The organism is Clostridia bacterium, assembly GCA_026414765.1.
Classification (GTDB): Bacteria; Bacillota; Clostridia; order Acetivibrionales; family DSM-27016; genus SKW86.
In genome coordinates this window covers 94,079-120,096 of sequence record JAOAIJ010000016.1, presented here as the reverse complement: position 1 = coordinate 120,096, position 26,018 = coordinate 94,079, and the positions used below count along the sequence as shown (strand labels likewise).

At 37.0% G+C, this 26,018-nt stretch carries 24 protein-coding genes; 11 read left to right on the top strand and 13 right to left on the bottom strand.

Annotated features, from left to right (window positions below):
• Positions 1-85: 85 nt before the first annotated feature.
• The 3 genes from N3I35_05250 to N3I35_05240 all read right to left on the bottom strand — a co-directional run bounded on the left by N3I35_05250 (position 86) and on the right by N3I35_05240 (position 4,457).
• Positions 86-808 carry a DUF1287 domain-containing protein gene (locus tag N3I35_05250; GenBank protein ID MCX8129492.1) on the bottom strand — a complete coding sequence of 241 codons (723 nt, stop codon included), beginning with the start codon at positions 806-808 and terminating at the stop codon, positions 86-88.
• A gap of 161 nt (positions 809-969) precedes the next feature.
• Positions 970-2,847 (bottom strand): PAS domain-containing sensor histidine kinase, encoded by a 1,878-nt coding sequence (locus tag N3I35_05245; GenBank protein ID MCX8129491.1) that lies wholly within the window; start codon positions 2,845-2,847, stop codon positions 970-972.
• Between the two features lie 428 nt (positions 2,848-3,275).
• On the bottom strand, positions 3,276-4,457 hold the full coding sequence (locus N3I35_05240) for a DNA polymerase IV (protein MCX8129490.1): 1,182 nt from the start codon (positions 4,455-4,457) through the stop codon (positions 3,276-3,278).
• 260 nt (positions 4,458-4,717) lie between these two features.
• Here N3I35_05240 and N3I35_05235 point away from each other — a divergent pair, with 260 nt between their 5' ends.
• Entirely contained in the window at positions 4,718-4,975 is a 258-nt protein-coding gene (locus N3I35_05235; GenBank protein MCX8129489.1) for a hypothetical protein, read from the top strand.
• A gap of 187 nt (positions 4,976-5,162) precedes the next feature.
• Entirely contained in the window at positions 5,163-5,534 is a 372-nt protein-coding gene (locus N3I35_05230; protein MCX8129488.1) for a hypothetical protein, read from the top strand.
• 20 nt (positions 5,535-5,554) lie between these two features.
• Here N3I35_05230 and N3I35_05225 read toward each other — a convergent pair whose 3' ends face one another.
• Positions 5,555-6,154, bottom strand: coding sequence for a YdcF family protein (locus N3I35_05225; protein MCX8129487.1), 600 nt, complete (start codon positions 6,152-6,154; stop codon positions 5,555-5,557).
• A gap of 520 nt (positions 6,155-6,674) precedes the next feature.
• Between N3I35_05225 and argC the strand changes: the two genes are divergently transcribed.
• The 4 genes from argC to N3I35_05205 all read left to right on the top strand — a co-directional run bounded on the left by argC (position 6,675) and on the right by N3I35_05205 (position 10,004).
• Positions 6,675-7,628 (top strand): N-acetyl-gamma-glutamyl-phosphate reductase, encoded by a 954-nt coding sequence (gene argC / locus N3I35_05220; protein MCX8129486.1) that lies wholly within the window; start codon positions 6,675-6,677, stop codon positions 7,626-7,628.
• Between the two features lie 412 nt (positions 7,629-8,040).
• On the top strand, positions 8,041-8,655 hold the full coding sequence (gene lepB / locus N3I35_05215) for a signal peptidase I (GenBank protein MCX8129485.1): 615 nt from the start codon (positions 8,041-8,043) through the stop codon (positions 8,653-8,655).
• A 24-nt stretch (positions 8,656-8,679) separates the two neighbouring features.
• Positions 8,680-9,066: a VOC family protein gene (locus N3I35_05210; GenBank protein ID MCX8129484.1), complete on the top strand. Its 387-nt coding sequence runs from the start codon at positions 8,680-8,682 to the stop codon at positions 9,064-9,066.
• Positions 9,067-9,182: 116 nt separating this feature from the next.
• Positions 9,183-10,004: a metallophosphoesterase gene (locus tag N3I35_05205; GenBank protein MCX8129483.1), complete on the top strand. Its 822-nt coding sequence runs from the start codon at positions 9,183-9,185 to the stop codon at positions 10,002-10,004.
• Positions 10,005-10,060: 56 nt separating this feature from the next.
• On the opposite strand, the gene N3I35_05200 is transcribed toward N3I35_05205, so the two are convergent.
• Positions 10,061-10,570, bottom strand: a complete 510-nt coding sequence (locus N3I35_05200) for a hypothetical protein (GenBank protein ID MCX8129482.1) — start codon at positions 10,568-10,570, stop codon at positions 10,061-10,063.
• 252 nt (positions 10,571-10,822) lie between these two features.
• Between N3I35_05200 and N3I35_05195 the strand changes: the two genes are divergently transcribed.
• Together N3I35_05195 and N3I35_05190 are read left to right on the top strand one after the other, a co-directional pair.
• Positions 10,823-11,089, top strand: a complete 267-nt coding sequence (locus N3I35_05195; protein ID MCX8129481.1) for a YkgJ family cysteine cluster protein — start codon at positions 10,823-10,825, stop codon at positions 11,087-11,089.
• Between the two features lie 25 nt (positions 11,090-11,114).
• Complete coding sequence (locus tag N3I35_05190) at positions 11,115-12,062, top strand: 2-dehydropantoate 2-reductase (protein ID MCX8129480.1); 948 nt, start codon at positions 11,115-11,117, stop codon at positions 12,060-12,062.
• 132 nt (positions 12,063-12,194) lie between these two features.
• On the opposite strand, the gene N3I35_05185 is transcribed toward N3I35_05190, so the two are convergent.
• From N3I35_05185 to N3I35_05160, 6 genes are all read right to left on the bottom strand, one after another.
• Positions 12,195-13,892 carry an alpha-glycosidase gene (locus tag N3I35_05185; GenBank protein MCX8129479.1) on the bottom strand — a complete coding sequence of 566 codons (1,698 nt, stop codon included), beginning with the start codon at positions 13,890-13,892 and terminating at the stop codon, positions 12,195-12,197.
• 19 nt (positions 13,893-13,911) lie between these two features.
• The gene (locus N3I35_05180) at positions 13,912-14,796 is read right to left on the bottom strand and encodes an ABC transporter permease subunit (protein MCX8129478.1); all 885 of its coding nucleotides are present in this window, start codon (positions 14,794-14,796) and stop codon (positions 13,912-13,914) included.
• Positions 14,796-15,677, bottom strand: a complete 882-nt coding sequence (locus N3I35_05175) for a sugar ABC transporter permease (protein MCX8129477.1) — start codon at positions 15,675-15,677, stop codon at positions 14,796-14,798. The genes N3I35_05180 and N3I35_05175 overlap by 1 nt, the downstream gene beginning before the upstream one ends.
• 132 nt (positions 15,678-15,809) lie before the next feature.
• Complete coding sequence (locus tag N3I35_05170; GenBank protein MCX8129476.1) at positions 15,810-17,063, bottom strand: extracellular solute-binding protein; 1,254 nt, start codon at positions 17,061-17,063, stop codon at positions 15,810-15,812.
• A gap of 50 nt (positions 17,064-17,113) precedes the next feature.
• Positions 17,114-18,028, bottom strand: a complete 915-nt coding sequence (locus tag N3I35_05165) for a LacI family transcriptional regulator (GenBank protein MCX8129475.1) — start codon at positions 18,026-18,028, stop codon at positions 17,114-17,116.
• A gap of 110 nt (positions 18,029-18,138) precedes the next feature.
• Entirely contained in the window at positions 18,139-18,861 is a 723-nt protein-coding gene (locus tag N3I35_05160; protein MCX8129474.1) for a class I SAM-dependent methyltransferase, read from the bottom strand.
• Positions 18,862-19,143: 282 nt separating this feature from the next.
• Between N3I35_05160 and N3I35_05155 the strand changes: the two genes are divergently transcribed.
• A complete protein-coding gene (locus tag N3I35_05155; protein MCX8129473.1) occupies positions 19,144-19,938 on the top strand; it encodes a 4Fe-4S dicluster domain-containing protein in 795 nt (264 codons plus the stop codon).
• Positions 19,939-19,973: 35 nt separating this feature from the next.
• Here N3I35_05155 and N3I35_05150 read toward each other — a convergent pair whose 3' ends face one another.
• Both N3I35_05150 and N3I35_05145 read right to left on the bottom strand, forming a co-directional pair.
• Entirely contained in the window at positions 19,974-21,032 is a 1,059-nt protein-coding gene (locus N3I35_05150; GenBank protein MCX8129472.1) for a galactose mutarotase, read from the bottom strand.
• A gap of 56 nt (positions 21,033-21,088) precedes the next feature.
• Complete coding sequence (locus N3I35_05145) at positions 21,089-23,791, bottom strand: EAL domain-containing protein (GenBank protein MCX8129471.1); 2,703 nt, start codon at positions 23,789-23,791, stop codon at positions 21,089-21,091.
• 331 nt (positions 23,792-24,122) lie between these two features.
• Here N3I35_05145 and N3I35_05140 point away from each other — a divergent pair, with 331 nt between their 5' ends.
• Both N3I35_05140 and N3I35_05135 read left to right on the top strand, forming a co-directional pair.
• Positions 24,123-24,515, top strand: a complete 393-nt coding sequence (locus tag N3I35_05140) for a carbohydrate-binding protein (GenBank protein ID MCX8129470.1) — start codon at positions 24,123-24,125, stop codon at positions 24,513-24,515.
• 321 nt (positions 24,516-24,836) lie between these two features.
• Complete coding sequence (locus tag N3I35_05135; GenBank protein MCX8129469.1) at positions 24,837-25,589, top strand: (S)-benzoin forming benzil reductase; 753 nt, start codon at positions 24,837-24,839, stop codon at positions 25,587-25,589.
• Positions 25,590-26,018 lie beyond the last annotated feature (429 nt).

The following is a 26,018-nucleotide window of genomic DNA, read 5'->3' as shown; positions in this document are numbered from 1 at the left end:
AATACCATATATATTGCACCCGGTAAATAGAATCTTCCTGCCAAAATTTTAGTTCAGCTTTGATTTGGCAATTTCAATAGCTGGTTTACTTTCCCGGAAACCTGAAATGTCCAGTTATCTTATCCTCTGCCGATAAAAGTATATCGCTCTCAGATGCATACGGACCCCCATTATGCAAAACATAAGGTACTCCGTCCCTCCTTCTCTTATCAGAAACAATCCCGATATGCTCCGGGCTGCGGAAAACTACTATATCCCCACCCTGCCACTGTTTCAGGTTGTCTATATCCCTGGGCCTGATTTCCACAGTTAGACCTGATGCATACTTTTCAAAGAATACCTCAAGATTTTTTACCCTTCTGAAATCAATATTAGGATCGGGCTTTCCATTGACTCTGGGGTAATCCCCTGTATTTTCCCGTATATCCTTATCAATCAGGTTTTTCAGATCATATCCGGCATTCTCGAGTGCCCTCCAAATCACATCCGTACATACACCCTCATGCTGTGGAGGATAACCCCCTTTGTAGTACACACTTTTGTATTTCGGTTTGTTTTGAACTTCCTTTCTGGCTCCCTTTACGATATCCTCAAGGTCATTTATTCCATCCCTGTCCTTATCGCTATTCAACACTAACCTCTCTATGGTTACAGGCGGTTCCACAAACCAGTTGATAATGCGTTTTACCGGCTTGGGAACTAAATTTACCTTAATAAAGACCGTATTACAGAAAGTAATAAACCCCAGAAATATGACTGAAGCCAGCAAAGGAATTATTACTACACTTGGAGTTATTCTCCTCTTCATAATATCACCCTGTATAAAAATGTTTGATTCCATATATCATGTTAAGATCATATCAGCAGCTTGTAACACAGGGATATACACATTGTAAAAAAATTGTAAATTAATCTGTACAAGAGGCTAAATTACTCTTGCAATTTTTAGAAGTCATTACCTGCCTAAAATCAATCATAAACCTTCTCTCTTGAGTAAATATCTGAAAATTCTATATTCATTCTTTCAACATATTCACTGTACCTGTTTTCTTCAGTGTATTTGCGGGATAACATGCTATCATTGCTACATCCGTTGCCCACAGGTAACTCTACTATAAACGTACTTCCCTTTCCCAATTCGCTATCTACCCATACAGAACCATTATGCATTTCAACGATGGATTTTACCAGGGACAGGCCTATACCGCTTCCCTGTATCTCCCTTGTAAGGGAGCTGTCTGCCTGCCTGAACCTTTCAAATATAACTCCTCTCTTATCCTCAGGAATTCCTATTCCTGTGTCCTTAACAGCAACAACAACAGCTTTTTCATTGTCCTGAACGGTAACGGTAATTGCCCCTCCAGGCCCTGTATACTTTATGGCATTAGATAAAAGATTTAGCATGACTCTTTCTATCTTATCAGGGTCACATTCTATCACCTTTTCTTCTACATCCGTATCAAACACCAGCTTAATCCCTTTTGCTTTTATATATTCAGCAGCAGATAGCGTGATATCTTCTATGATACCTACTATATTACAGCTCTGCAGCTGCATCTCAAGGAAGCCTGAGTCGATTTTTGTGGAATCGATCAGATTATTTACAAGTCTTAATAATCTGTAACAATTCTGTTTTATTACGTCTATCATCTTTTTGTGATTTTTTTCTACAGCAGCCCTATTGCTATTCCTCTCATATAATTCAAATAATTGCAGGGTGCTGAATATAATATTTAAAGGAGTCCTTAACTCATGTGAGAGGTTTGCAAAAAAATCAGTTTTAAGTTTGTCTATCTCAAGTGTTTCGTTCAGCATCTTGTATTGTTCATCACATTTTTTTTGAAGCAGGTCTACCTGCTTTTCTTTATTTATATCCCTGGCTACAGTCAATACAGATATTTCATTATCATAAACAAAAGGAATGGACAGAGTCTCAACATTAATTGTACTTCCATCTATTCTTGTAAGAGAAGTTTTTTGAAGCGGTATGCAATTACTGCTTTTTCTTAAGTCTTCTATCAGCCGCATCCCATCCTTGAAGTAGTCAGGAAACAAAAAACTTTTTACACTTTTGCCCAAAACCAGCCCCGCTGTATTTACCCCCAAAAGCGTTAGACCGGCACTGTTGACAAAGCATATCGTATCATCCAGCTTTGTGACAAACACCCCGTAAGGAAAGCTTTCGATGAGAAGTTGGCTTCTCTTTTCACTTATATATAAACTCTCTTTCATCTTATCAATAAAAATCAGAAATACACCCAATACAAACGAAAAGCTTATCAGTACATACAGGAAGAAATGCAGGGGTGCCGACCACATGACTGAAGTAACCGGAAAACATATAAGATATAAAGCCCATAAAAATGATGCGCTTACTATAATATACCTGCCTATACCTTCCAACTCTTCTGATTCTCTTAGTCCCATACCTATACGAAGATATGCAACACCCTGAAAAACATATACCGGGAAAATAATTGTTTGTGAAGAATAGCTGCCTTGCCCGACCAAATAGAAAAAAAGCACTAGTGCACCTGAAATTAATAAAAGCCAGTACAAAGACAGTTTCATATTAATAAATTTATACATAGCCCATAATATCATTATGCTTGCCATAACAAATGAGATATTCTCAAAGATAAATAAATATAGGTTGTATTTGTAAATAGCCATTAAGAGTATAATTATACTCCTTATAACATAAAAACCTGATCCGATCGCTCCCAATAGAAAGCATTGTCTCTTTTCTCTTTTGTAAATATTTATGCAAAGTATTGCTAAAAGTGAGACACAAAATATTATAAGTATTAATGAAAAAACCATCCATAGAACATATTCATGCTGCATTGCGTTTCCTCCCGATTAAGTGGACTAATGTAGGTGTTTATACCTATATAAGTGCTTGGACGGTAAACCACAATAATTTATAAAAAAAGTTCGAACAATTACTTTTATACTAAACACTTAATATGTTAAAGTTTTTTAGTTAAGAAAGGTGTAAAAAGATATGATGAAAAGAGTATAAAAAATCCGCTACAAAATAAGACTGGTTTATCCAAACAAGCTAACTCTATATATTCTATATATTTAAACAAATTCCTTTTTTTGTTACAAATTCCTTCATAAGCAAATAAATTTAATTTTTAGTACATTAACCGGTAAGGAAATCCCCTCTGCATACTCCATGTATACGGCATTCAGGTCATAGCTTCCTTCATATTAACAAACAAAGAGATAGTGATATCATCACTATCTCCTCTACAGCCAATTAAGTCCTAAGGACAGATGCCTTTTGCTCTCTTTACCTTATCAATCCCATACTTTTCCCTGATCCTGTCCATAGCTTTTTCAAGCTTTTCCTCTTTGCCATTATTTAGCTCTGATTTATCAAAATCAAAAAATGATAATTGTGTATTATCATTATCGCTAAAATTCCCCAGCCCTATCCCTAAAAGCCTTACTGCACGGTATGCATTCCAGTTTTCTTCCAGAAGCTTCACCCCTGTATTGTAAATATCCCTTGTCAAATAGGTCGGAGTAATAGATTTTTGCCTGGAAATCGATTGAAAATCCCCATACTTTATAGATATTGAGACTGTTTTTCCTTTGCTGCCGTGTCTTCTTGCCTCCATTCCCACTTCCTCTGACAAACGCATCAATACGGTCTTTGCATATTCTATATCAAGGATATCCTGTGGCAAGGTAGTTGAACGGCTTATTGTCTTACTGTCATGTACGGGGCTTTCCTCTACCGGAGCTGTATCAATACCATTTGCAAGCCTGTGAATCTCTTCTCCGTACTTGCCGAACATTTTTGACAGAAGCTTCATATCTGTCTTTGCCACATCGCCTATAGTGAAAATAGCTATGCTACTTAGCTTTCTTGCTGTCTGCCCGCCTATACCGTACATTTCCCTGACAGGCAAAGGCCACAATTTCATTTCAATTTCGCTTTTCCACAGCTCTGTAATGCCTAAGGGCTTTTTCATCTCCGAAGCCATTTTTGCTAAAAATTTATTCTCGGATATTCCTATAGAACACCACAAATCCAGTTCTCTTCCGATATCCTTCATAATCCTTTCTGCAATTTCCACAGGCCTTCCAAACAAAGCTTCGCAGCCGGTAAGATCCATCCATGCTTCGTCTATACTGTTTTGTTGAATAACAGGTGAATATCTCGACAAAATGCTCATTACAGCTTTTGAATTCTTCTCATAAAGATGTCTGTCCGGAGCAACTAGAATCAATTCCGGATAAAGCTTTTTAGCCTCATGTATAACCATAGTGGTTTTAATGCCGAATTTTCTGGCTTCATAATTTGCCGCAAGGATAATGCCGTGCCTGTTTTTAGGGTCCCCTGCAACAGCTGCAGGTTTTCCCTTTAAGCTGGGGTTCCTTGCCATTTCGCAGCCAATAAAAAAAGCATTCATATCTACCAGAAATATGATTCTATCCATAATAAATACTCCAAATAACTCTTTTATACATAAAGTATAACATACCCAGGCAAGAGCCGCATTAAAATGCCGCTGAAGCGGATAAGCGTAGGCGGTAGAATTCAGCAACTCATATACCATGAGTAAAACAAGCCTAAAGAATAGTTCTTTAGCGCGGAAATATAGAATCAGTAGCTTTTTTGTGGTATAATCAATTTTAATGCAGAAATTTTTCTATCTACTTTTGTACTCTATAAATAGCAAGTGAGGGAGAAATATATATGACACAATCTATACGATGCATGCACTGCGGAACCAAAACAAGGCTAGAATATCAACCTGTACGCGAAAGGCATAATGGAAAAATTATACTCTTAACCAGTGCGCCTATGCACTTCTGCCCTAAATGTATTGATAATCTTATTTCGCTCGAAGCACTGGCGGCATTAAGGTATATAAAAACACTTCCGCTAAATAAGGGAATAAACGAATTTTCTTTTAACGATATATATCCCAGGGCAGCAAAAGCAATAATCTGAGACCGCGTTACCCGGGACTGTTTTTGGACAGTCCCTTTTTTATACCTTTGTCATATTTCCGAAAACTTGCATATGCAACAAGATTTATTTTACAATAGTTAGTAATACTCAACTAATAAGTTTAGTAGATATAAATAGGGCAGAGGATCATTACTGCTTTCAGACTCTATTAGACAGGAGTGTTCACATGAGCAGCTATACCCAGGCGGGCCGAAAAACCTTGCTTCTTATTATATTTATTCTTTTGATTGATACATTGTTTTACTATGTTACCGATAACACACTGACTCCTGCCTCAAAAATGTTACGTTTTTTCTTCAGTATCCTTCTTATGTTCTTTATTTACAGAGGACATAATTGGGCAAAGTGGTTTACAGGTATACTGCTTCTGCTAAATTCAATACTTTGCATAGTCCGTATCTTTTTTGTTTATCCAAGTGTATCCGAGTTATTCTATTCCATATTTTATGTAATGCTTTATGGACTGGCAGGATATTTTCTTTTATCCTCAAGGAGCATAGCCAGTTTTATGAATTATCAGAAGAGCATAAAAAGATAGTACCCCTTAAGAATGCTTTTTTAGTTTTTTATCAGTCTTTTTGTATACCCCATCCTTACCAGACAGTAATATGCCTCCACGACATCCGCCGGTATTTCCTCATATGCCTGGTAGCCTTTCTGTGGGTATAATATTATCCTCTGTAAATCCCCTACCATAATATTTATAACATCTTCTTTTCCCATTATTCCTGTCTCCATATATTCATCAAAGCTTAATACAGGTGATGTCACAACCAAGTTTACCTCAGGCCATGTTTTTTTGAATGTTGCATAGGTTCTTCGTTCCATATAAGGCTTATGGACAGCTATAACTCTGTTAGCCGTAATCCCCCTGCTTGAAATAGCATTCTTTGAAAAAGCAACATTTTCTCCTGTATTTGTAGACTTATTCTCTATAATTATCTTTTCTCCCGGTACTCCCATTTTCATGGCAATCTCAGCGAATACTTCTGCTTCCGCATGCTTCCATATGCCTGAAGTTAACGTTCCCAGATACCCGGAAAACAAAATATATGGTGCCCATCCCTCAAGATACAACCTCGCACCTCTTTCAGCAACCCTAGTATCATGACTTCCCAGCACTACTATACAATCAGCTTTTTCCAGGCTTTGGTTCATATGATGATAATCCCATATTCTTTTTGCAAAGCTGTCGACATCCACAAAATTCACCTCTCCGAAAATAATATATTCCCCACATTTTAGAGAGCGAAATACATGCCTTAATAAACAGTATCGCCCTAATCATATTATATTTATCCTGCCTTAGGTAAATCACCTGAATTTATGATTAAATCTAGCTTTGCCGGATTATAAAAAAACTGCAACCATTGGTATCGGGTCGCAGCACCTTCAAAAATTGAAGAAGTAAAAGTATGAAAAAAAGTTAAGTGTACAACAATAATTATAATCATCGGCGCAGTAACTTTAAAGTAGTTAATCTTCGGTAATATGGTGTATTTTCTTCGGGTAAATTGAATATTTCCCAAACAATGATATAATCTCTATATAGCTAAAAAACACAGTGTTTTCTGGTAATCAAATGATTATTTCAAAAAAAACCAGTAACCAGTATTGCATAATTATTCTTAGATATGTATAATTATACAATAAGTTATATTCACAAGGAGTGGCGCTAATGAAATACAAGATATTTGTAGATGGCCAGGAAGGTACTACAGGCCTGAAAATATTTGATTATTTGTCTGAAAGAGAAGATCTGGAAATACTTAAAATAGACCCAGATAAGCGCAAAGACCCCGAGGAACGTAGAAAATACCTGAATGAAGCAGATATAGCCTTTCTTTGCCTGCCCAATTCAGCTTCTATAGAATCGGCTTCTCTGGTCACAAGTAAAAATACCAGGCTCATTGATGCAAGTACAGCTTTCAGAACTGATGATGCCTGGACTTATGGATTACCTGAGCTAAATAAAAAACAGAGAGATATAATAAGAAAATCTAAAAAAGTTTCAAATCCAGGCTGCTATGCAACAGGTTTTATTATGGCCGTTAATCCGCTGGTACAACAGGGTATCCTACCAAAAGATTATCCTGTATCATGTGCAGCTCTCTCAGGCTATAGCGGTGGGGGCAAGAAACTTATAGAAAAGTATGGGAATCCAGACCCGGAGGATAAATCTTTAAACAGCCCAAAACACTATGCATTAAAGCTTGACCACAAACATCTGCCGGAAATGCAGAAGCATACAGGGCTGGCATATCCCCCACTTTTTACACCCATTGTATCAAGTTATTATAAGGGTATGACTGTATCAGTTCCTTTAGTACCAAGGCTTTTAAGCAAGAAAGTGTCCCCTGCGGACGTAAGGGATCTATTGGCTGAATATTATTCGTCCGAGCGCTTTGTAAGGGTATTGCCGTATGAAGCTGATCAATACCTTGAAAACGGATTTTTAAATACAGAAGCTTGCAATGATACTAACATGATAGATATTTTCGTATTCGGGCATAATAACCAGATACTGCTTGTATCCAGGCTGGATAACCTGGGTAAGGGAGCATCAGGGGCAGCCATACAAAATATGAACATAATGCTGGGGCTTGATGAAGGTATAGGCTTGAAAGTATAGTATAGTTCAGCACTAATATCATAGAACCGAAAAACCATGGGAACAATGTCCGGTCATACATTGTTCCTTTTTGATGTGATTATCCAAAAACTGCATTTTTACAGCAGCTTCCGATTCCATGCGGGAGCGGTATTATGCATTTCTATACTTTAATTGCAGCTTATTTCAGACTATGGTATAATAAAGACAATTGGAATAAAATTACTATTAGAAGAATAAGGCAAAGTAAGTTCATATATTAATTATTGGTATTGGGGGAATGATATATAAGAATGTCCATTAGAGAAGAACAATGATTTTTTAGGCTAAATAACTCTTATTGAATTAAAGGAATAAAAATAAATACATAATGGAACCGATGTTATAGTAAAGACGTCTGTTTATACTGAAAAACAAGGCAGGAGGTAGTATTATGAGTAATGAAACTACAAAACCTAATGAAAATACCAATACTAAAATACATAATATATTACGGGAAATTATTAGCTGGACATGCCACATAGCAGCAGCAATCGTTATTGCATTGATAATAAATATTTTTATATTTCAACCTACACAGGTACAAGGCAGTTCTATGGAATCAACTCTCCACGAAAGAGATAAAGTGCTTTTAAATAAGCTGTCCCACACTTTTAAGTCCGTACCTGATTATGAAGATATTGTTGTCATTGACAGCCGGGTAGATCGGGCCCGTTCTCTGAAGGATGATTTTACAGACAGCTTTAAGTATAACCTGATAAGCTACAAGCTCTTTAATGTAAGAGACGAAATATATTGGGTTAAGAGGGTCATAGGAAAAGCGGGCGATACTCTGGAGTTCCAGAATGGAAAAGTTGTCAGAAACGGAAAGGTTCTCGATGAACCTTATATAAAAGAGCCAATGGAATACTCATCCGATGAAAAAATTGTTGTACCTGAAGGGGCTATATTTGTAATGGGCGATAATAGAAATCACAGTCAGGATAGCAGACATATAGGTCCTATCCCTATTGATCACGTGATAGGAAAATATATTGTTAAATTTTAACTTATGATTACCAGGAGAAATCAAATGAAACTGAACAGAGTACACCATATTGCTGTTATCTGCTCGGACTATAAGAAATCTAAAGATTTTTATGTGAATATCCTTGGCCTTGAAATAGTCAGAGAAGACTATAGAAGGGAACGCACTTCATACAAGCTGGATCTGGCAGTGAATGATAATTACCAGATCGAATTGTTTTCATTCGAAAATCCGCCGCAAAGACCGAGCTATCCTGAAGCATGTGGTTTGAGGCATCTTGCCTTTGAGGTTGATGATATTGAAGAAGCTATAAAAGAATTGAATGAGAAGAATATAGCCGTAGAGCCAGTCAGACTAGACGGGCTGACAGGAAAAAGGTTTACATTTTTCTGCGACCCGGATAACCTGCCTATTGAGCTGTACGAAAAATAGACTATAGACAGGAAACAGTATACAATACCTATTATCCTTTCTTTTCTGCTGGTCATCATCAGCATAATAATCGTTGCAATTCTGGAACACGTTTTAAATATAGGAAAAGGTGACATATGCTCAGGATACGTTTGAAGAAAATATCGATAGTTCTTATCCTTACAGGATTTGTGTTTTTTTTATATGCCTTTGTAGAGCCATACTTAATACAAACAAAAAGGATGGACCTTGTAAATCCCGATATTCCCGCCTCTTTTAAAGGGCTTAAAATAGTCTTTGTATCGGATATTCATCACTCCAAGGTATATTCCAGAAAGAGAGTCCGATCACTTGTAGAACGTATAAACGGATTGAACCCCGATATTATTCTTCTTGGCGGAGACTATGTGAATAAAAGCCCTTCCTATATTGAGCCTTGCTTTGAGGAACTTGGAAAGCTTAAAGCAGTGATTGGAAAATATGGAGTTATGGGTAATCACGACCATTGGGAAAGTGCAGCGCTTACAAGGACAAGTATGGAAAGTACGGGAATAAAGCCACTGGACAACTCATCTGAGTGGATATACAGAGGCGGCAAACGGATAAAAATAGGTGGAGTCGGTGATTACTGGGAAGACCGTCAGATAATCGGGAATACTATAGACGATGTGAAGGAAAGTGATTTTGTCCTGCTGCTTTCACACAATCCTGATTATGCAGAAAAAATCAAGAGCAAAAAAGTCGATCTGGTATTAAGCGGACATACTCATGGTGGTCAGATTACTTTATTTGGACTATGGGGTCCTTTTACTCCGTCACAGTATGGTCAAAAATACAGAACCGGTTTGGTGGAAACCGGATATACTAAAGTACTGGTATCAAACGGTATCGGAAATGTCGGATATTATCCTGTAAGGTTTTTTGCACGGCCTCAAATAAATGTCATAACACTCAAATAAAAACATAAACCTGGTAGCAATAATCAAAACACTATACATATAATGGGTGAAGCCTTTTATAACTTCCCGGATAGTTTGCTATTCAGGAATTCTTTAAGTTCCGGTGTCATTTTTATGTATAAATTTGTTGTCGTATCATTTCCGTTAAGCTTTAATGAGCCCGAAATTTCACATATGTCAGAATTTGAGCCAAACCACTTTAAGTCCGTAACTGTGCATCCATCCGAATATGATGAATTGATGTATAACCCGCCCTGTATCCGTCCCTCTAATTGAGACTTAAAGATATCTATATGCTGTATGGGGCCTAATAGTCTGCTTTTCTTTAATTCCTTATATATTAGCTTAATTTCCTCTTCATTATTTATATTATCACCCTTGATTTTTTCATTATCATAATTCATATATGAGTATGCCATAGGCTTTGCATACCAGTTATATGGTAAATATGTAATACTGTCTCTTTTAAACGTCAAAGGGCTAAATAAAAAGTTGTTATTTATATAAATTCCGGCAGCAAACATTATTATGAATACTAAAACAACTACAACTGCTTTCGTCCTCATATTCCCTCCATACAAACCTCATCTATTAATTACAACCCTCAGTATAGCCTCAGAAAGGTGGTAATACAAGTATACCATATACTGCAATGCAAGCGTCAAGCACAGGATATTGGAGTATAGATCAAACTTCTTAATAACCATCAAGCTAATGGACAAATGTAAATAAATGTTATATGATTTTAGTTGTAAAGGTTTTTTATTAAAGATAAATAACATAAAATATATATTGAATTAAGAACATGGAGGTTGCCAATGGAATGTAGAGTTGGATGTGGGGCCTGTTGTATTGCTCTATCCATATCATCCCCTATTCCCGGGATGCAGGGTGGAAAACCCGCAGGAACAAGGTGTATACAACTTACTCAGGATAATAAATGTAAACTATTCGGGAAGCCGGAAAGACCGGATGTATGCAGAAATCTAAAACCCTCAAGAGATTTCTGCAAAGAAACAGATGAAGCTGCTTACGAATATCTGGTATATCTTGAGGCAGTTACCAAGCCCGACAAACCCGGCTAGTTTTTGAGTATAAGGAGAATTCAACATGAGTATAGGCAATCCGGCACTAAAAAGAATATGTATATACGGAGTCGGTGGCGTAGGAGGTTATTTCGGTGGAATAATTGCATACAGACTTAAAGAATTGCGGGATACTAACCATGAGGTCTACTTTATCGCAAGAGGAAGTCACCTTCAGGAAATTAGCAAAAAAGGCTTAACCCTGCATCTTTATCCTCATGGAACCCTGATCTGCAAACCGGCACGAGCAGCGGAAAAGCTAGATGAACTGCCCTATATGGACATAATTATCTTATGTGTAAAAGGATATGACCTTGAAGAGGCTATCAAAAATATTTCCGTCAGGATTAAAGAGGATACTGTTGTTATCCCGTTGTTAAACGGTGTTGATATATATGAAAGAATTAGAAGTTCTCTTCATAAAGGAATCGTTCTTCCCGGATGTACTTATATAAGTTCTGCTGTTGAGGGTCCGGGAGTTATTTCTCTTAAAGGTGAGAAGACATTGATTGTATTCGGAAGAGATCCTCAGAATGCACATTATGACCAGGCCAGTATACTAAATCTTTTTACTCTGGTTGGAATTGACTATACCTGGCTTGATGATGTCTTCCCGGCAATTTGGAGCAAATACGTATTTATAGCTTCTTTTGCTCTTGTAACCGGATACTCAGGAAAGACAATTGGCGAGGTTATGGCTGATACGAAATTAAGAGGTCTTGTAAAGGGAATAATGGAAGAAATAGTACAGATTGCTAAAGCAAAAGGCATAGTCATAAAGGAGTCAGTTATAGAACAATCCCTTGAATTAGCTATTAATATTCCTTTTGATACTAAAACTTCTTTCCAAAGAGATTTGGAGAAAAAAAAGGAGAAAACCGAAGGGGAGATATTAGGTGCTACTATCCTTAGGCTTGCAAAAGAATGTGGTATAAATCCTTCGGTTACTGAACAGGTGTTCAGATACATATAAAAAAGTACGGTAAATTAATATATCATATGTACCGCCACAATAAAATATGGCAATACACATAATACGCTATTTTATATCATCTCGGTTAATCAGCTTTTATTAGCTGATTAACCGAGTAATATACACTACTGATTATTTCCTGATAAAGAATATATGTTTTCCATATGGCTTAAGAGATACTCTCAACCCTTTAGAATCTATATCATATTCCTTATCATTAAAGATGTCAATTGCTTTCTTTCCCACAATTTTTAATGCTATATCGCTGTTTTTCTTCCCTTTGTTGAAAAGACATACTATCTCACTATTCCCGTCATATCTGCTGTAAGCATATATATCCGTATCAACATATACTGTTTTGTAGTCGCCGCTTCTTAATAATTCGTATTCTTTTCTTACTTCAATAAGCTTTTTATAGTATTTAAACAACTCAAAGTCCATTTTTTCGAAGTTAATTGTACGTCTGCAGTCAGGATCGTTACATCCCGTTACCCCTGCTTCATCTCCGTAGAAAATCATTGGCAGCCCCGGATATGTCATTTGGAAGAATACAGCAAGTTTCAGTCTCTCTATATCATCACCACATTCGCGCAGGAACCTGCTTGTGTCATGACTGTCTAAAAGGTTTATAAGATTATTTGCTATATATCCCTTATATTTTGCCAGATACCCGTTTGCGAGCCCATCAAATTCAAAGGTACTTATCTTATCTTTTGCAAAATACTCATCTGCAATATACAAAAACGGGTAATTCATAACAGAATCAAATTGGTCTCCTTCAGCGAAGCTTTCACCGCCATCCCATGCTTCCCCGATGATGATGGCATCTTCTTTTACCCTTTTTACTTCTTCTCTGAACAGTCTCCAGAATTTATGGTCGATTTCATTAGCAACATCCAGTCTCCAGCCATCGATGCCATACTCTTCAATCCAATATCTTGCCACAGCCAAGAAATACTTAATTACTTCGGGATTTGTAGTGTTCAGCTTAGGCATCTTCTTTACATCTGCAAATGTTTCATAGTCCCCGTCTTCCCTAATACAATACCAATCCTTATACTTTGAATCAGAACCATTTTTTACATAATCCTTAAATGCAAAGAAATTATCGCTTGTATGATTGAATACAGCATCAAGTATCACTTTTATATTTTTTGCATGGCATTCATCAATAAACCTTTTGAACGCCTGTTCGTCCCCAAAGTTTCTGTCAATTTTATAGTAATCTACAGTATCATATTTATGATTTGAATCAGATTCAAAAATTGGTGTCAGGTATATACAGTTAATACCTAATTCAGTCAAATAATCAAGCTTTTTTACTATGCCTTCCAGTGTGCCGCCGAATACGTCTTTACTCTTAGGTATCTTATACCAGTTTTTATCTATACCATCTTTATAGAATCTGTCTACAAATATCTGATAGAGTATGGTATCCTTCCACCAGTCGCCTTTTTTATACAGATCTCCTTTACATATACAAGGAAATAGGTAATATTTGTTTCTATAATCAGGCGGTATTTTCATAAACCTGTCCTGTGACAGTATAATCTCTTCTTCTCCCTTAATTAACTTAAAGTAGTAACATATTCTGTTATAATCAGGTGTAATAATAGTTTCGTAGTAATCAAACAATTCATCGCTATATTTTTTTGTCATTTCAACATCATAAATATTAATAATTTCATTGGGATCATATCTGTTGCCATAATATAATATTACAGAATCGATGTCATCCCTCTTAGTTCTGATCCTTAATACAAGCGTTTGCCTGTCCAAAGGATATGCATATGTACTGTCACTTTTATGATATATCGCTTCTTTAATCATTAATGCCTCCTAAAGTGTATCATTTAGAACTACCGAGAGTAAGTCCTGATACAAGTGATCTTTGTAATGCAAGGAAAATAATCATAACCGGTGCAGCGACAACTAGGGAACCTGCTGCAAACAAAGGCCAATCCTGGGAGTAGTCACCTGCACTTTGCAGAGAATATAGCCCTACAGGTAAAGTAAAGCTATCGGTACTTGTATTGAAAGTTACCGCAATAACATACTCATTCCAGCCCGCTATAAAGCTGAATAGTGCTGTAACAACAATTGCCGGCTTTGCCAACTGAAGAATTATTTTAGTCAGTATCGTAAATAATGATGCCCCGTCAATATAAGCGGATTCTTCAATTTCATATGGAATAGTATCAAAATAACTTTTCAGGTTCCAGATAGTAAATACAAGCTGTCCACCGGAGTATATTATAATCAATCCAATCAGACTGTTGGCCAGAGATAAAACAGACAATATTTTGTAGTAAGCGACCAACGCCATTATATTTGGAAATGCATTCAACAATATGAACATTTTCATCGTAAATCTTTTGGATATGAAATCATACCTGGAATACGCATAAGCCGCAGTTATTCCAATAGTAAGACTGAAAAATACAGTTCCTCCCGATACGAGCATACTGTTTTTAAACCATGTGATAAAGTTACTTCCATCCCCAAACAGAATTTCCTCATAATTTTTCAATGAAAAAACCTTCGGGAGCAAATTGGATATGGAGCTTCCTAACAGCGAATTTGAACCGTTTACTGATGTAAGTAAAGTCCATATTATCGGCAGCAGTGAGAAAACCATAGCCGCTCCCAATAATATATACGCAATTGTACATTTTAGTGTGGTAACTGTACGTCTGTTGAGCTTTCTGAACGTGCTGGCACGCATCTCATCCATTAATTCATCCCCCTATCTGCTTTTGTTACTTTCATGTTTACTATTGTCAGGCCAAGGAGAAGGAAAAATACAATTACTGAAAATGCCGAACTCAATGAATAATTCTTTGAATCAAAGGCAATATTATAACCATAGGTCATTACTACATCCAGTTTCCCGGCTAGCCCTCTTGTCATAAGGTAAATAATGTCGAATTGCTTGAAGGTTACAAAGGTTGTAAGTATAATTGCCGGAATCAGGGCGGGCTGTATTAGTCTTAGTGTTATGGTCGTAAATTTTTGTATTCCACTTGCACCATCCATTTCAGCAGCTTCATAGTATGTAGGGTCGATACTCTGAAGCGCACCTAGGCAAACAACCATCATAAACGGAAAAGACAGCCAAATATTTACGATTATGCAGGCAATCATAGCGTTTGTAGGTGAGGTTAACCATTCAATCCTGCCAATCCCAATACCTTCTAAAGCTGCGTTTATTATACCGAAATCATGGTTAAACATACCTTTCCACATCAGTGAAGTTATATATGAAGGGACTGCCCATGGAAGTATGAGTATAGTCCTTATTATGCCCTTATACTTAATCTCCTTCATATTAAGGAGAAGAGCCAATGAAAGGCCTATAGCAACTGTCAATGCAAGATTGCTTACCGTCCATATTATTGTTCTCAGCAGTACCCTGTAGAATTCTACATCAATACCCTTTAGTGTCCTGATATAATTGTCGATTCCAATAACATTAAACTTATTCCAATGATACATATTCATATTTGTAAAGGAAATATACACACAATAGGCTATCGGGAAAACTACAACCATAAGTACTATTGTGAGTGAAGGTATGGTAAGGATAAAAGGTGTATGTTTTTTTGCTATTTTCATTACTATTCCCCTCTCTTTTAATGAGAATAAAGAGGCTTATTCTTATAATATTAACTACATTTAAAAGACCGAATTATATGTACAAGAAGGGGGAAAGGGGGACCATCCCCCTTCCTGTGTCAATAAGAAAGTTTATTTCATATTCTTGATAGCTTCTTCTGCTTTTTTCTGATATTTTTCAAGTACTTTTGCAGGATCCTGTTTTAAAACTACGATTTCCTGTAGTGTACCATCTAGCGGTGTCCACATAGCTCCCATTTCAGGAACGTTAGGCATTGATATTCCTACTTCAGACTGGCTCATAAATGCTGCTACATCAGTATTTCCAGTTATTTCACTATCTGATCTTGCTTCTGTGTTAGCCGGCAAGTAGCCCCCTGCTTTTGCCATTGCTTTTGATACCTTGCTTCCAGCAAAGAAATTCAATACTTTTGCTGCCGCATCTTTATCTTTACACTTTGTTGTCATATACATTCCCTGTATAGCCATGAAAGGTGTTGATTTTCCGGTTTTTGTAACGCCAGGTATCTTTGCCATTCCATAGTTGATTTTAGCTTCTTTGATTTTTGGAATATCCCATGGTCCACTTATCATCATAGCAGCTTTTCCATCTCTGAACAGCTGTGAAACCAACTGATGATCCAAATCCTTAGGATAGTATTTAGAAAGTTCTACTAAAATCTTAGCAGCTTCAAGGTTTTCTGGGGAGTTAAGTACTGCGTTACCGTCCTTATCAAGGTATCCGCCTCCTGCTCCATAGAAAAACGCTGAGTTAAAGAAAGGATCTTTTGGAGGAATAAGAAAACCGTATTTTCCGTCTTTTGTAATCTCTTTTACTTTATTTATCAAATCATCAGTTGTAGCAGGTGCTTCGCTTATTAAGTCTTTATTATATATAAGGGTTACGCACTCCATTACTGCTGGTACACCATAAAGTTTATCCTGATATTTAAAGCCCTCTACTGCATTTGGCATCAATCCACTCATAGCTGTTGCGTCAACGATGTCATCAATAGGTGTAATTGCTCCCATTACAGATAATTTACCAGTTGAGTCATTTGCTTTGATTATGAGGTCTGGAAGTTCACCTGTCTGCGCTGCTTTCTCTACCTTATTATCAAAGTCTTCAAGCTTTACAAACTCAACCTTTATACCTGTTTCCTGCTGGAACTCCGCATATGTATCAGACAGTGCCTTCTGTACTTCAGGCAGATAGTTGTGCCATACCTTCAATGTCACTTCTTTCTTAGTTTCTGCTGTACTTTCTGTTTTTGCGTTTTGTGTGCTGCTGCTTTGCGCCGGATTGTCATTTGTTTTACCGCAGCCTGCAAAGGAAAATAACAGGGCTGCACTTACAACTAATGCAATGGTTTTCTTTAACATCATTTTGATCCCCTTTCACTTTATCGTTTAAGTTGCTATATTTTAAAGCAGTACTAGCCTGCTTTAATTACTGTGTATTTATCTATTTCATTGTAATATTTTCCGTTAAGGTAATCCAACATTATTTCTACGGCAATTTCTGACTCCTCGTCAATATCGAACACAACGCGCTTTGCATTTTCAGGCAGCAGCCACGAAAACCCGCATGTACATACAACAGCTACATCCTCAGGATTTATGTGACGGTATACATTCATACACTGCAATTCATTTACTATAATACCCTTGTGACCTTTTCTTGATTTCAAAAATTCATCAAGATTATCTTTGCCGGCTATGCATATATCCTCTTCTTTCACACCGGCTGTCTGCTTGATAACATTCATTACTTTTGTGTCGTTAAAACTGTCTGTTATCAGATACCTCTGTTCATTTCCGATAAGTTCTGCAGCTCTTTTGATAGCATTACTAAAATCAGGTACTACTTTATGGAAAAGCAAATCTTCTATATAGCTGTCAACAATTATTATCGGAACATTAAACCTCGTAGATATCTTAAAAAAGCTTTCTTCCTTTACATTAAGCAGGAATACCCCTTCCAGCTGTCTTTCCAATATTATGTCGAGCTTAGGCCTTTCTACGTCCAGGTTAGAAATTATAACATGATACCCCTCATTAGCCAGCCTTTTTTCAATACAGTTTATCAGCTGTGCGTAGTACTGATCTCTCCACGGCCTGCTGCTGGAGTAATCTGTTGCTACCAGTATTCCAATAAGTTTAGATTCTTTTTTAATAAGTGAACGTGCTGTCAGATTCGGTATATAGTTTAATTTCTTAGAAATTTCAAGGATTTTGTTTTTAGTTTCCTCAGGTATAGTCTGTCCCTTTACATCATTCAACACATAAGAGACTGTCGTAATTGACACATCTGCCTCTCTGGCTATATCCTTCATTGTAACTTTTTTCATTTTAAACATTCTTTCATACATAGATTTGATTAGGAGCTTAAACGTTTAAGTTGTAATATTATAGTAGCATATGCTAATATATTTGTCTATAGTTTTTTAAAATTATATTTTTATATTTTTTCCGCCACCCATCCGCCATAAAGAAAGCTGGTATAATACCTTGATATACTATGAAAACCTGCTTCTCTGAGCAGCTCCTTTATTCTATCTTCTGAAACAAATTGTATACGTTTCAAAATTTGATTCTTAAATCCATCTTCCACTGCCTCGGAGTCTACCCCTACTGAAATGGCAAACATCTTCCAGGCTGCTATGGTCCGGTTGAATTCCTCACTCCCTTTGACTCCGAATCCATCTACCAGAATAAATGGTGCACCGCTCTTGAGACGTGAACCGATGCTCTCAAGCAGCTCCAGTTTTGCACCATCATCATTTAAAAAATGCATAACAAGTATACAGGTTGCTGCATCATATTTTGCGCCCTCTGCCAGCTCATGGGTATAGCCGTTAAAAAGATCTACAGAATTTTCAAGCTTTGAGTCCCTTATTTTTTTCTCGGCTATAGACAACATTTCTGCTGACGGGTCTACACCGGTAAACTTCCACTTAGGATTTTTCAAACCAAATGTGACTATTTCCATACCCGTACCGGAACCAACAATAAGCAGTTCTGAATTCTCTTTTGTCATTGATTTCAAGAAAGAATACGTCATATCAAACAACGGATCGTATGCTGCGCAAAACTGCCTTATTGCTTCATCATATTTACTTAATTCTATCGGTGGATTGGTGTCGAAATTAGTCTCCTCTGCCAATGGCTTCTGAACTGTCATTATTAATCCTCCCTGCTTTTTGGCTATATATTACACTGATTTTACCACAAAATTGTCCGTAGTAAAACCATTTACATGTATTCCGACCGGATATCATATATTTGAGAATGATTTTTTTAGAATAAAATATTTCACCCCCTCTTGACATTGTACTATGGTACATATGTTATAGTACACTTGTAATCTTTCGCCGGGGGAAAGAATAGCAGAGATAAAAATGTAGGCCTGACCACATATTTTAGCTATGCTATTTTTTAGATTTACAGAAAGGATGGTATTAATATGAAAACAGAAATTTATTATTTTTCAGGAACCGGAAATTCTCTTGCTATTTCGCGGCAACTGGCGGAATCTCTTGAAGGTACTGTAAGCATACTTCCCATATCCGGCTATGAAAACGAGCAAACAGTAAAAATCGAAACGGATGTTTTAGGAATTGTTTTCCCTACATATTTCCAATCAGTCCCAGGTATTGTCAAACGCTTTATAAATAAGCTTGATTTTACGAAACAACCTTATATCTTTTCTGTAGCTACCTGTAATGCAGAACCCGGGCACTGCCTGTATACTGTAAAAAGGTTGCTAAGCAAAAAATCACAGGTACTCTCAGCAGGGTTTACAGTAGATATGCCCGGAAACGCATATATGATTGTTGATAATACAAACCCACCGGAGATACAAAATGAAAGACTTAAGAATTCGGAAATCAAAGTGTCTGATATTTCCGGCTTAATTAATAACCGCTGCAAAAATACTGCTATTGAGGGCACTGATAAAGCTATCTGCCATATAAAGGGGTTTATACATAACACCGTAGTTACGATGATATATAAAACTCCGCAAAAATTCCGCGTCACGGGCAATTGCACAAAATGCGGCTTATGTGCCAGGATATGCCCGGTAAAGAATATAACAACAAGCAATGACGGAAAACAAAGGTGGGGAAACGAATGTGAAAACTGCCTCGCTTGTCTACACTGGTGTCCAGAAAAAGCAATAGAAATGGGTAGAGATACTCTTGGCAGGCAAAGATACCATCATCCGGAGGTATCTGCCGGAGATATGATTTTGAAGTAATACCTTTTATCGCTCCTTACCGCTCGTAGCTGCTTCTATCTGGTCAGGAACTTATAAATAGTTGTGTGCCTATATTCTTCTCCTGCTTTTAGTATTGGAGAAGGAAAATGTTTATGTTTCATAGCGTTAGGAAAGTACTGGGTTTCAAGACACAACCCGCTCCTCCTGCTGTACACGGTTCCTCCCTTTCCGACAATGGAACCGTCCAGAAAATTACCGGAATAGAATTGTATTCCGGGTTTTGTTGTATATATCTCCAGTACCCTCCCGCTTTCAGGCTCATATAGTTCCGAGGCTTTTTCAGGATGCCCGCTGCTTACATTCAGTACCCAGTTATGATCATATCCCTTACCGTTAACTATCTGCTCACACTTACTTGAAAGTCCCGGTCCTATCGGGGTTAATGCAGTGAAATCCATAGGGGTGTTTTTTACTTCCCTTATTTCTCCGGTAGGAATGCCTTCTCTGTTTACAGGTGTGAATCTGTCTGCCTTAATCATCAGCAAATGCTTTGAAACATCACCCGCCGAATGTCCCGCCAGATTAAAGTAAGCATGGTTTGTAAGATTCACCACCGTATCCTTGTCTGCTACAGCGTAATAATCAATTTTTAGAGCGCTATCCTCTGTCAGGGAATATATCACTTCTACATTAAGATTACCGGGGTAATTCTCCTCCATGTCCTTACTCTTATAAGCCAGCCTTAGGGATTCGCTTTCTTCATATCTGACAATATCAGCATTCCAAACCACTTTATCAAAACCCTTGAATCCACCATGCAAATGATTATTTCCATCGTTTTTTGCCAGATAGTACTGTATACCATTTAAACTGAATTCCGCATTTTCAACCCTGTTTGCATTCCTTCCTATTATCGCTCCGAAATAAGAGCTATCTTTCAAATAACCCTCCAAGCTGTCATAGCCAAGAGTAATATCTTCCTTTTTACCGCTTCTGTCAGGTGTAATAAGTGATACTATTATACCCCCATAGTTTGTGATCTCTACTATCAAGCCTTTTGTATTATTAAGGGTAAAAATATCCGCTTCGACCCCTTCGGGGGTTTTCCCAAAAAGCCTTTTTGCAATGCCCAATACTCAAGTCTCCCCTTTCCATAACTGTACGCAGGCTAATACTACTTATAAGCTGCCTATATGATAGTACTTCCCATATTGAGAATTTTAATTACTTCATTTTCGGGTAAAGGTTTACTAAAAAGATAACCCTGGAATCTGTCACAACCATTAACAATAAGATACTCCAGCTGTTCCTGTGTTTCTACGCCTTCAGCAACAACATTCAATCCCATATTATGTCCGATAGATACTATGGCTCCTACTAAGGTTTCACCTTTTTTTGAACCGGAAATACTGTCAATAAACGACTTGTCAATTTTAAGAGTTGAGATTGACAATTGCTCCAGATAGCTTAAAGACGAGTACCCTTTGCCAAAGTCGTCCAGAGCTATTTTTACTCCCTTCTGATTCAAGACCTCCAGCTTTTTATTTATTATTTCAAAGGATTCCATAAGAACAGATTCCGTGATTTCCAGTTCCAGAGTTTCAGGATTTATCCCTGTTTCTTCTATGGTTTTCAAAACTATATCTACAAAGTTTTCCTGCATCAGCTGGATTATAGAGATATTTACAGAAATCGTATATCCACCCCAGCCAAAATCCTGTACTTTTCTTATAAATAAGCAGGCATTGCGGAGAATGACTTCGCCTAAAGGTATTATCAATCTGCTATCCTCTGCAATAGTGATAAACTTAAAAGGAGGCACAATTCCGATATCTGGACTGTTCCAGCGTACAAGCGCTTCAAAACCCGATATTTCCCCTGTCTTGATATCTACCTGAGGCTGATAATAAAGAATAAACTCGTTGTTTTTAAGTGCTTTATGCAAGTGCTTTTCAAGATTCATTCTCTCTGCTATTTCATCATCCATTGATTTATCAAATATCACAAATTTACTCTTCCCCGACTCTTTTGCTTTGTACATTGCTATATCTGCATTTTTTAGCAGCTCATCCGATGTTGTACCATGGTACGGGTAAATGGAAATTCCCATACTCGCAGATATATTTAAAATACTGCCTTTCACCTCAAAAGCCTCAATGAAAATTTCCATTATTCTGTCAGCATATTCTCCGACCATATTTATATCCTCAAAATCAGACATTAAGAAGATGAATTCATCTCCACCCAGCCTGAAGACCATATCCTCTCTGTGAACCAAAAGGCTCAGTCTCCTGCCTATCTGCACAATTAACCGATCCCCTGTCTCGTGACCTAATGTATCATTGACCAGTTTAAAATTGTCTGAATCTATAAAGAATAATGCAAATTTTCTATCTCTCTTTTCACTGATGATAGCAGACAGCTTTTCATTCAGCAGCGTCCTGTTCGGGAGATCAGTAAGTGAATCGTAGTAAGCAAGATGATGCAGGTTTTTTTGGTATTTTTTCAGTTCATCAAACTTCTCCTTCAGTTCCTCCTGCGAAGCAGATAGTTTCTCGTTAGTTGCAGAAATCTCTTCATTACTTGCTATAAGCTTCCTTTCAATCATTACACGTTCAGTTATGTCTATTCCCATGATTTCAACTTCATCGTTTCCTACGAATACACCACTGAAATTCCACAAAACATAAACCAATCCTCCTGCATTGGCTTTAACAGACATCTCAAAATAATCAGTCTTACCTCTGATTCTAAAATTCTCAATCATACTTTTTATTTTGTTCTTGTCTTTTTCAGATAGCAATGAAAAGATGTTCAGTTTCTTAATCACATCATCTTTTTTATAGCCGGTCTTTTCCTCTGCATATCTGTTAAAATCTGTAATAATTCCATTCCGGTCAAATCTTACAATTATTATGTTGGCAGTTTTTATCGCATTTATCAATATAGCTTTCTCTTTTTTAAGATTTTTGCTTAACTGTCTGTTATGTAGATTCATTACAATTATACTGGATGATATGATTATTAGAGATATGATAAGGAAGACCAACACCTGATCTATCCTCCTGAACATCTGGCTTTTTGTAGCTGTTACAGCAATTGACCAGTCCGTCCCTTTTATAGGAGCATAGCCAATTAACCTCTTTACGCCCTTATAGATGTATTCTTCTGCACCTTCTTTACCACGGATCATTTCTCTCTCAACATCCACAATATTTATCAGTTCAGGCTCCCTATCTATCTTTTTTATTTTATTGTCCATGCTAGAAACCTGTTCCCTGTCCTTATGGGCAATAGTAGTCCCTTCTCCATTAATAATAAAAGAATAACCCTCACTTCCCAGATTGATGTCTTCGGTCATTTTGCTGAGTTCTTCTATACGGTATGTAGCATACAGAACTCCTGAAACAGTATCTCCATTACGTATAGGCACGGAAAAAACCACGATCAGATTACCATCCACCCTGCTCCTTATAGGAGCAGATATCACACTTTCTCCATTAATGGATCTTCTGAAATAATCCCTGTCCCCTACAAAAAGCTCCTTATAATCAGTTGTTTTAGCGTTGCCGTCTACGTCAGCGATACTTATCCTTAGCAGTTCACCATCCTTAATATACGAATTCAGAGCGTCCAGCTTTTTATCAATAGGAGTTTCCGTATCTTTTATTAAGTCGATTCTTGCAGTTGTTTTAAGAACGTCTAACTGCCGCTCCAAATCTTTTTCTATAGTTACCGCTCCCTGCTTTGCTATTTCAATCAAAGAATCTTCTACATTAGCGACCAGCACTACAGAAGTGTAGGTGTGTATGGCAACAATCACCATAATACAAATAAATAAAGTAACGAGTGTATTGCTGAACAAGTTCCTGATTCTATTAATGAATGTCATATATACCACCCCTATCTGATTAAGTTAAGGCGTTGTATTAGATATCACAAAGGTCAGTTTATATTGAATATTTATCATTTCCTGAAAAAAATCAAACTGCACTAGACTTTCTTCAAATAATATAAAAGCTTATCCAGCCATGATCAAATGAAATATCAAAATATTTCATTTATCGACAAACTATGAATACAAGAATTATATCAAAAATTGTCAATAAAGTAATCAGCATTACAGTTTTTTCATTTTTATCATTAATATTTCAAGATATTTTTTTATAGTTGGTACAAACTATAATCGGTTTAAAAAATATAGTTTATTGGGAGGTAATATTATGGGTAAACTAAATTTATTAAAAGCCAAAAAAAATGAAAAGTCTGGTGCCGTGTGTGGAAACATTGAGTTTACAACAGAATTTGCTGATGAGATACTGTATGACAACTATACAAAAGGCGTCTCTTTCCTGACACTGGGCGATAAGGTCAAGCTGACATACAATGGATTACTTGCAAGAAGCGGCGCGCAGGATCTATATGCAGTAGTCGGTTTTGGTGATAATAATAATTGGAAAGAAACAAGGACTTACCCAATGAATAGTACCAACCAGCAGATTTTTGAATTGTCTATCCCTGTAGAGGAAGGCGCTCAGGTAAATGTCGCTTTCAAGGATAATGCAAATAACTGGGATAATAATTCAGGCAGAAACTATAGTTTTTATGTCCACTAGCAGAAGGTAGCCAAATGGCTACCTTCTCTATTACAAAGTTGATTTTTCACATGAATTTACTCCGGTACTTCTTTTTTATCAAGTCAGAGATTGGGTTTGTAAAATAAACCTGTTTTTGGTAGTATAAATCTATGAAAGAATCTGTATTAGAGAGCCTTGTAAAAAACTTTCGGCTATATTGGGTCTGAATACTTCGCTGCCAGCAATCATTATTATATCAGCTTCCGCGGTCATACTGCTTGCTATCGCCGCCTTTGTTACTAAGTTAGGTAAAGCTGGATTAGGTCAGCAATAAATATAGACTTTTTATATGGAGGGAATATGAACTATATCATTATTACAGGAACCTCAAGGGGACTGGGCGAATCACTGGCAGAAAAGCTGCTTAGAGATAACAATCATATTTTTTGCATATCCAGAAAGAAGAACGAAAAATTACTGTCAAAGGCAAAAGCTTGCCTAGTACCCCTTGATTACTTCGAATATGATTTGAAAAATGTCGGTGAACTGGACTGGCTGTCAAATGCCATATTTGAAAAAATAGATAAATCCGCCGCTGAATCACTATGCCTTATTAACAATGCCGGAACCGTCACTCCCATAAAGCCTGTCGGTACTATCTCAAGCGGTGAAATAGCAAACAACCTGAGTGTCAATCTGTTATCTCCTATGATATTGACCTCTCTGTTTATTGATTTTTCCCGTAATATGAATATAGATAAAAGAGTAATAAACATATCCTCCGGAGCCGGAAAAAAACCATTTTTCGGATGGGGTTGCTACTGCAGTGCCAAGGCAGGCCTGGATCTTTTTACTCAGTGTGTGGGCTTGGAACAGCAGGATAAGGAGTATCCGGTTAGAATTATTTCCTTCTCCCCAGGTATTATTGATACTGAAATGCAGAAAGAAATCCGCTCAACAAAAGAAGAGGATTTTATACAACTGGAGAGATTTATCAATTTTAAAAAGGAAGGGAAACTCCTGTCTCCTGATTACGTAGCAGATAAGGTAATCAGACTTGTATCCGGCAAAGACTTCAAGCAGGGCGGAGTAGCAGACATAACCGAGTTTTGAAACAGATATATACTATAGAATACAAAAGTGCATTTCCAAATATCGGGTGTATTCAAATTTGGGAGTGCACTTTATTTAGCTCTTCAATATTATTACCTGAATTTGAAACCTGTAATCTTAACGCACAGGGAAGCATCCCTTCGTCAAATAAATGCTCTATATTAAGAGAGTCTTTCGAAGAATCCATTGGTATTACTAAATAGTCAAGATCAAGCTTTAAACACCTCATTCTGCTATTTAGCGGTTGTGTTGGTGCTGATGCTCTTCTTTATGTTTGCCTTTTTTGATGCCGGATTAAGCGTTAATTGTCCAGAGAAAATAATCCGTCTTTTTCTTAAAATAAACTTAACTGTATAATTTTCGAATTTCTGAACATAATATCAAATAATAACATAAAATATATTATAAGGCATATAAGGGGAGATACTT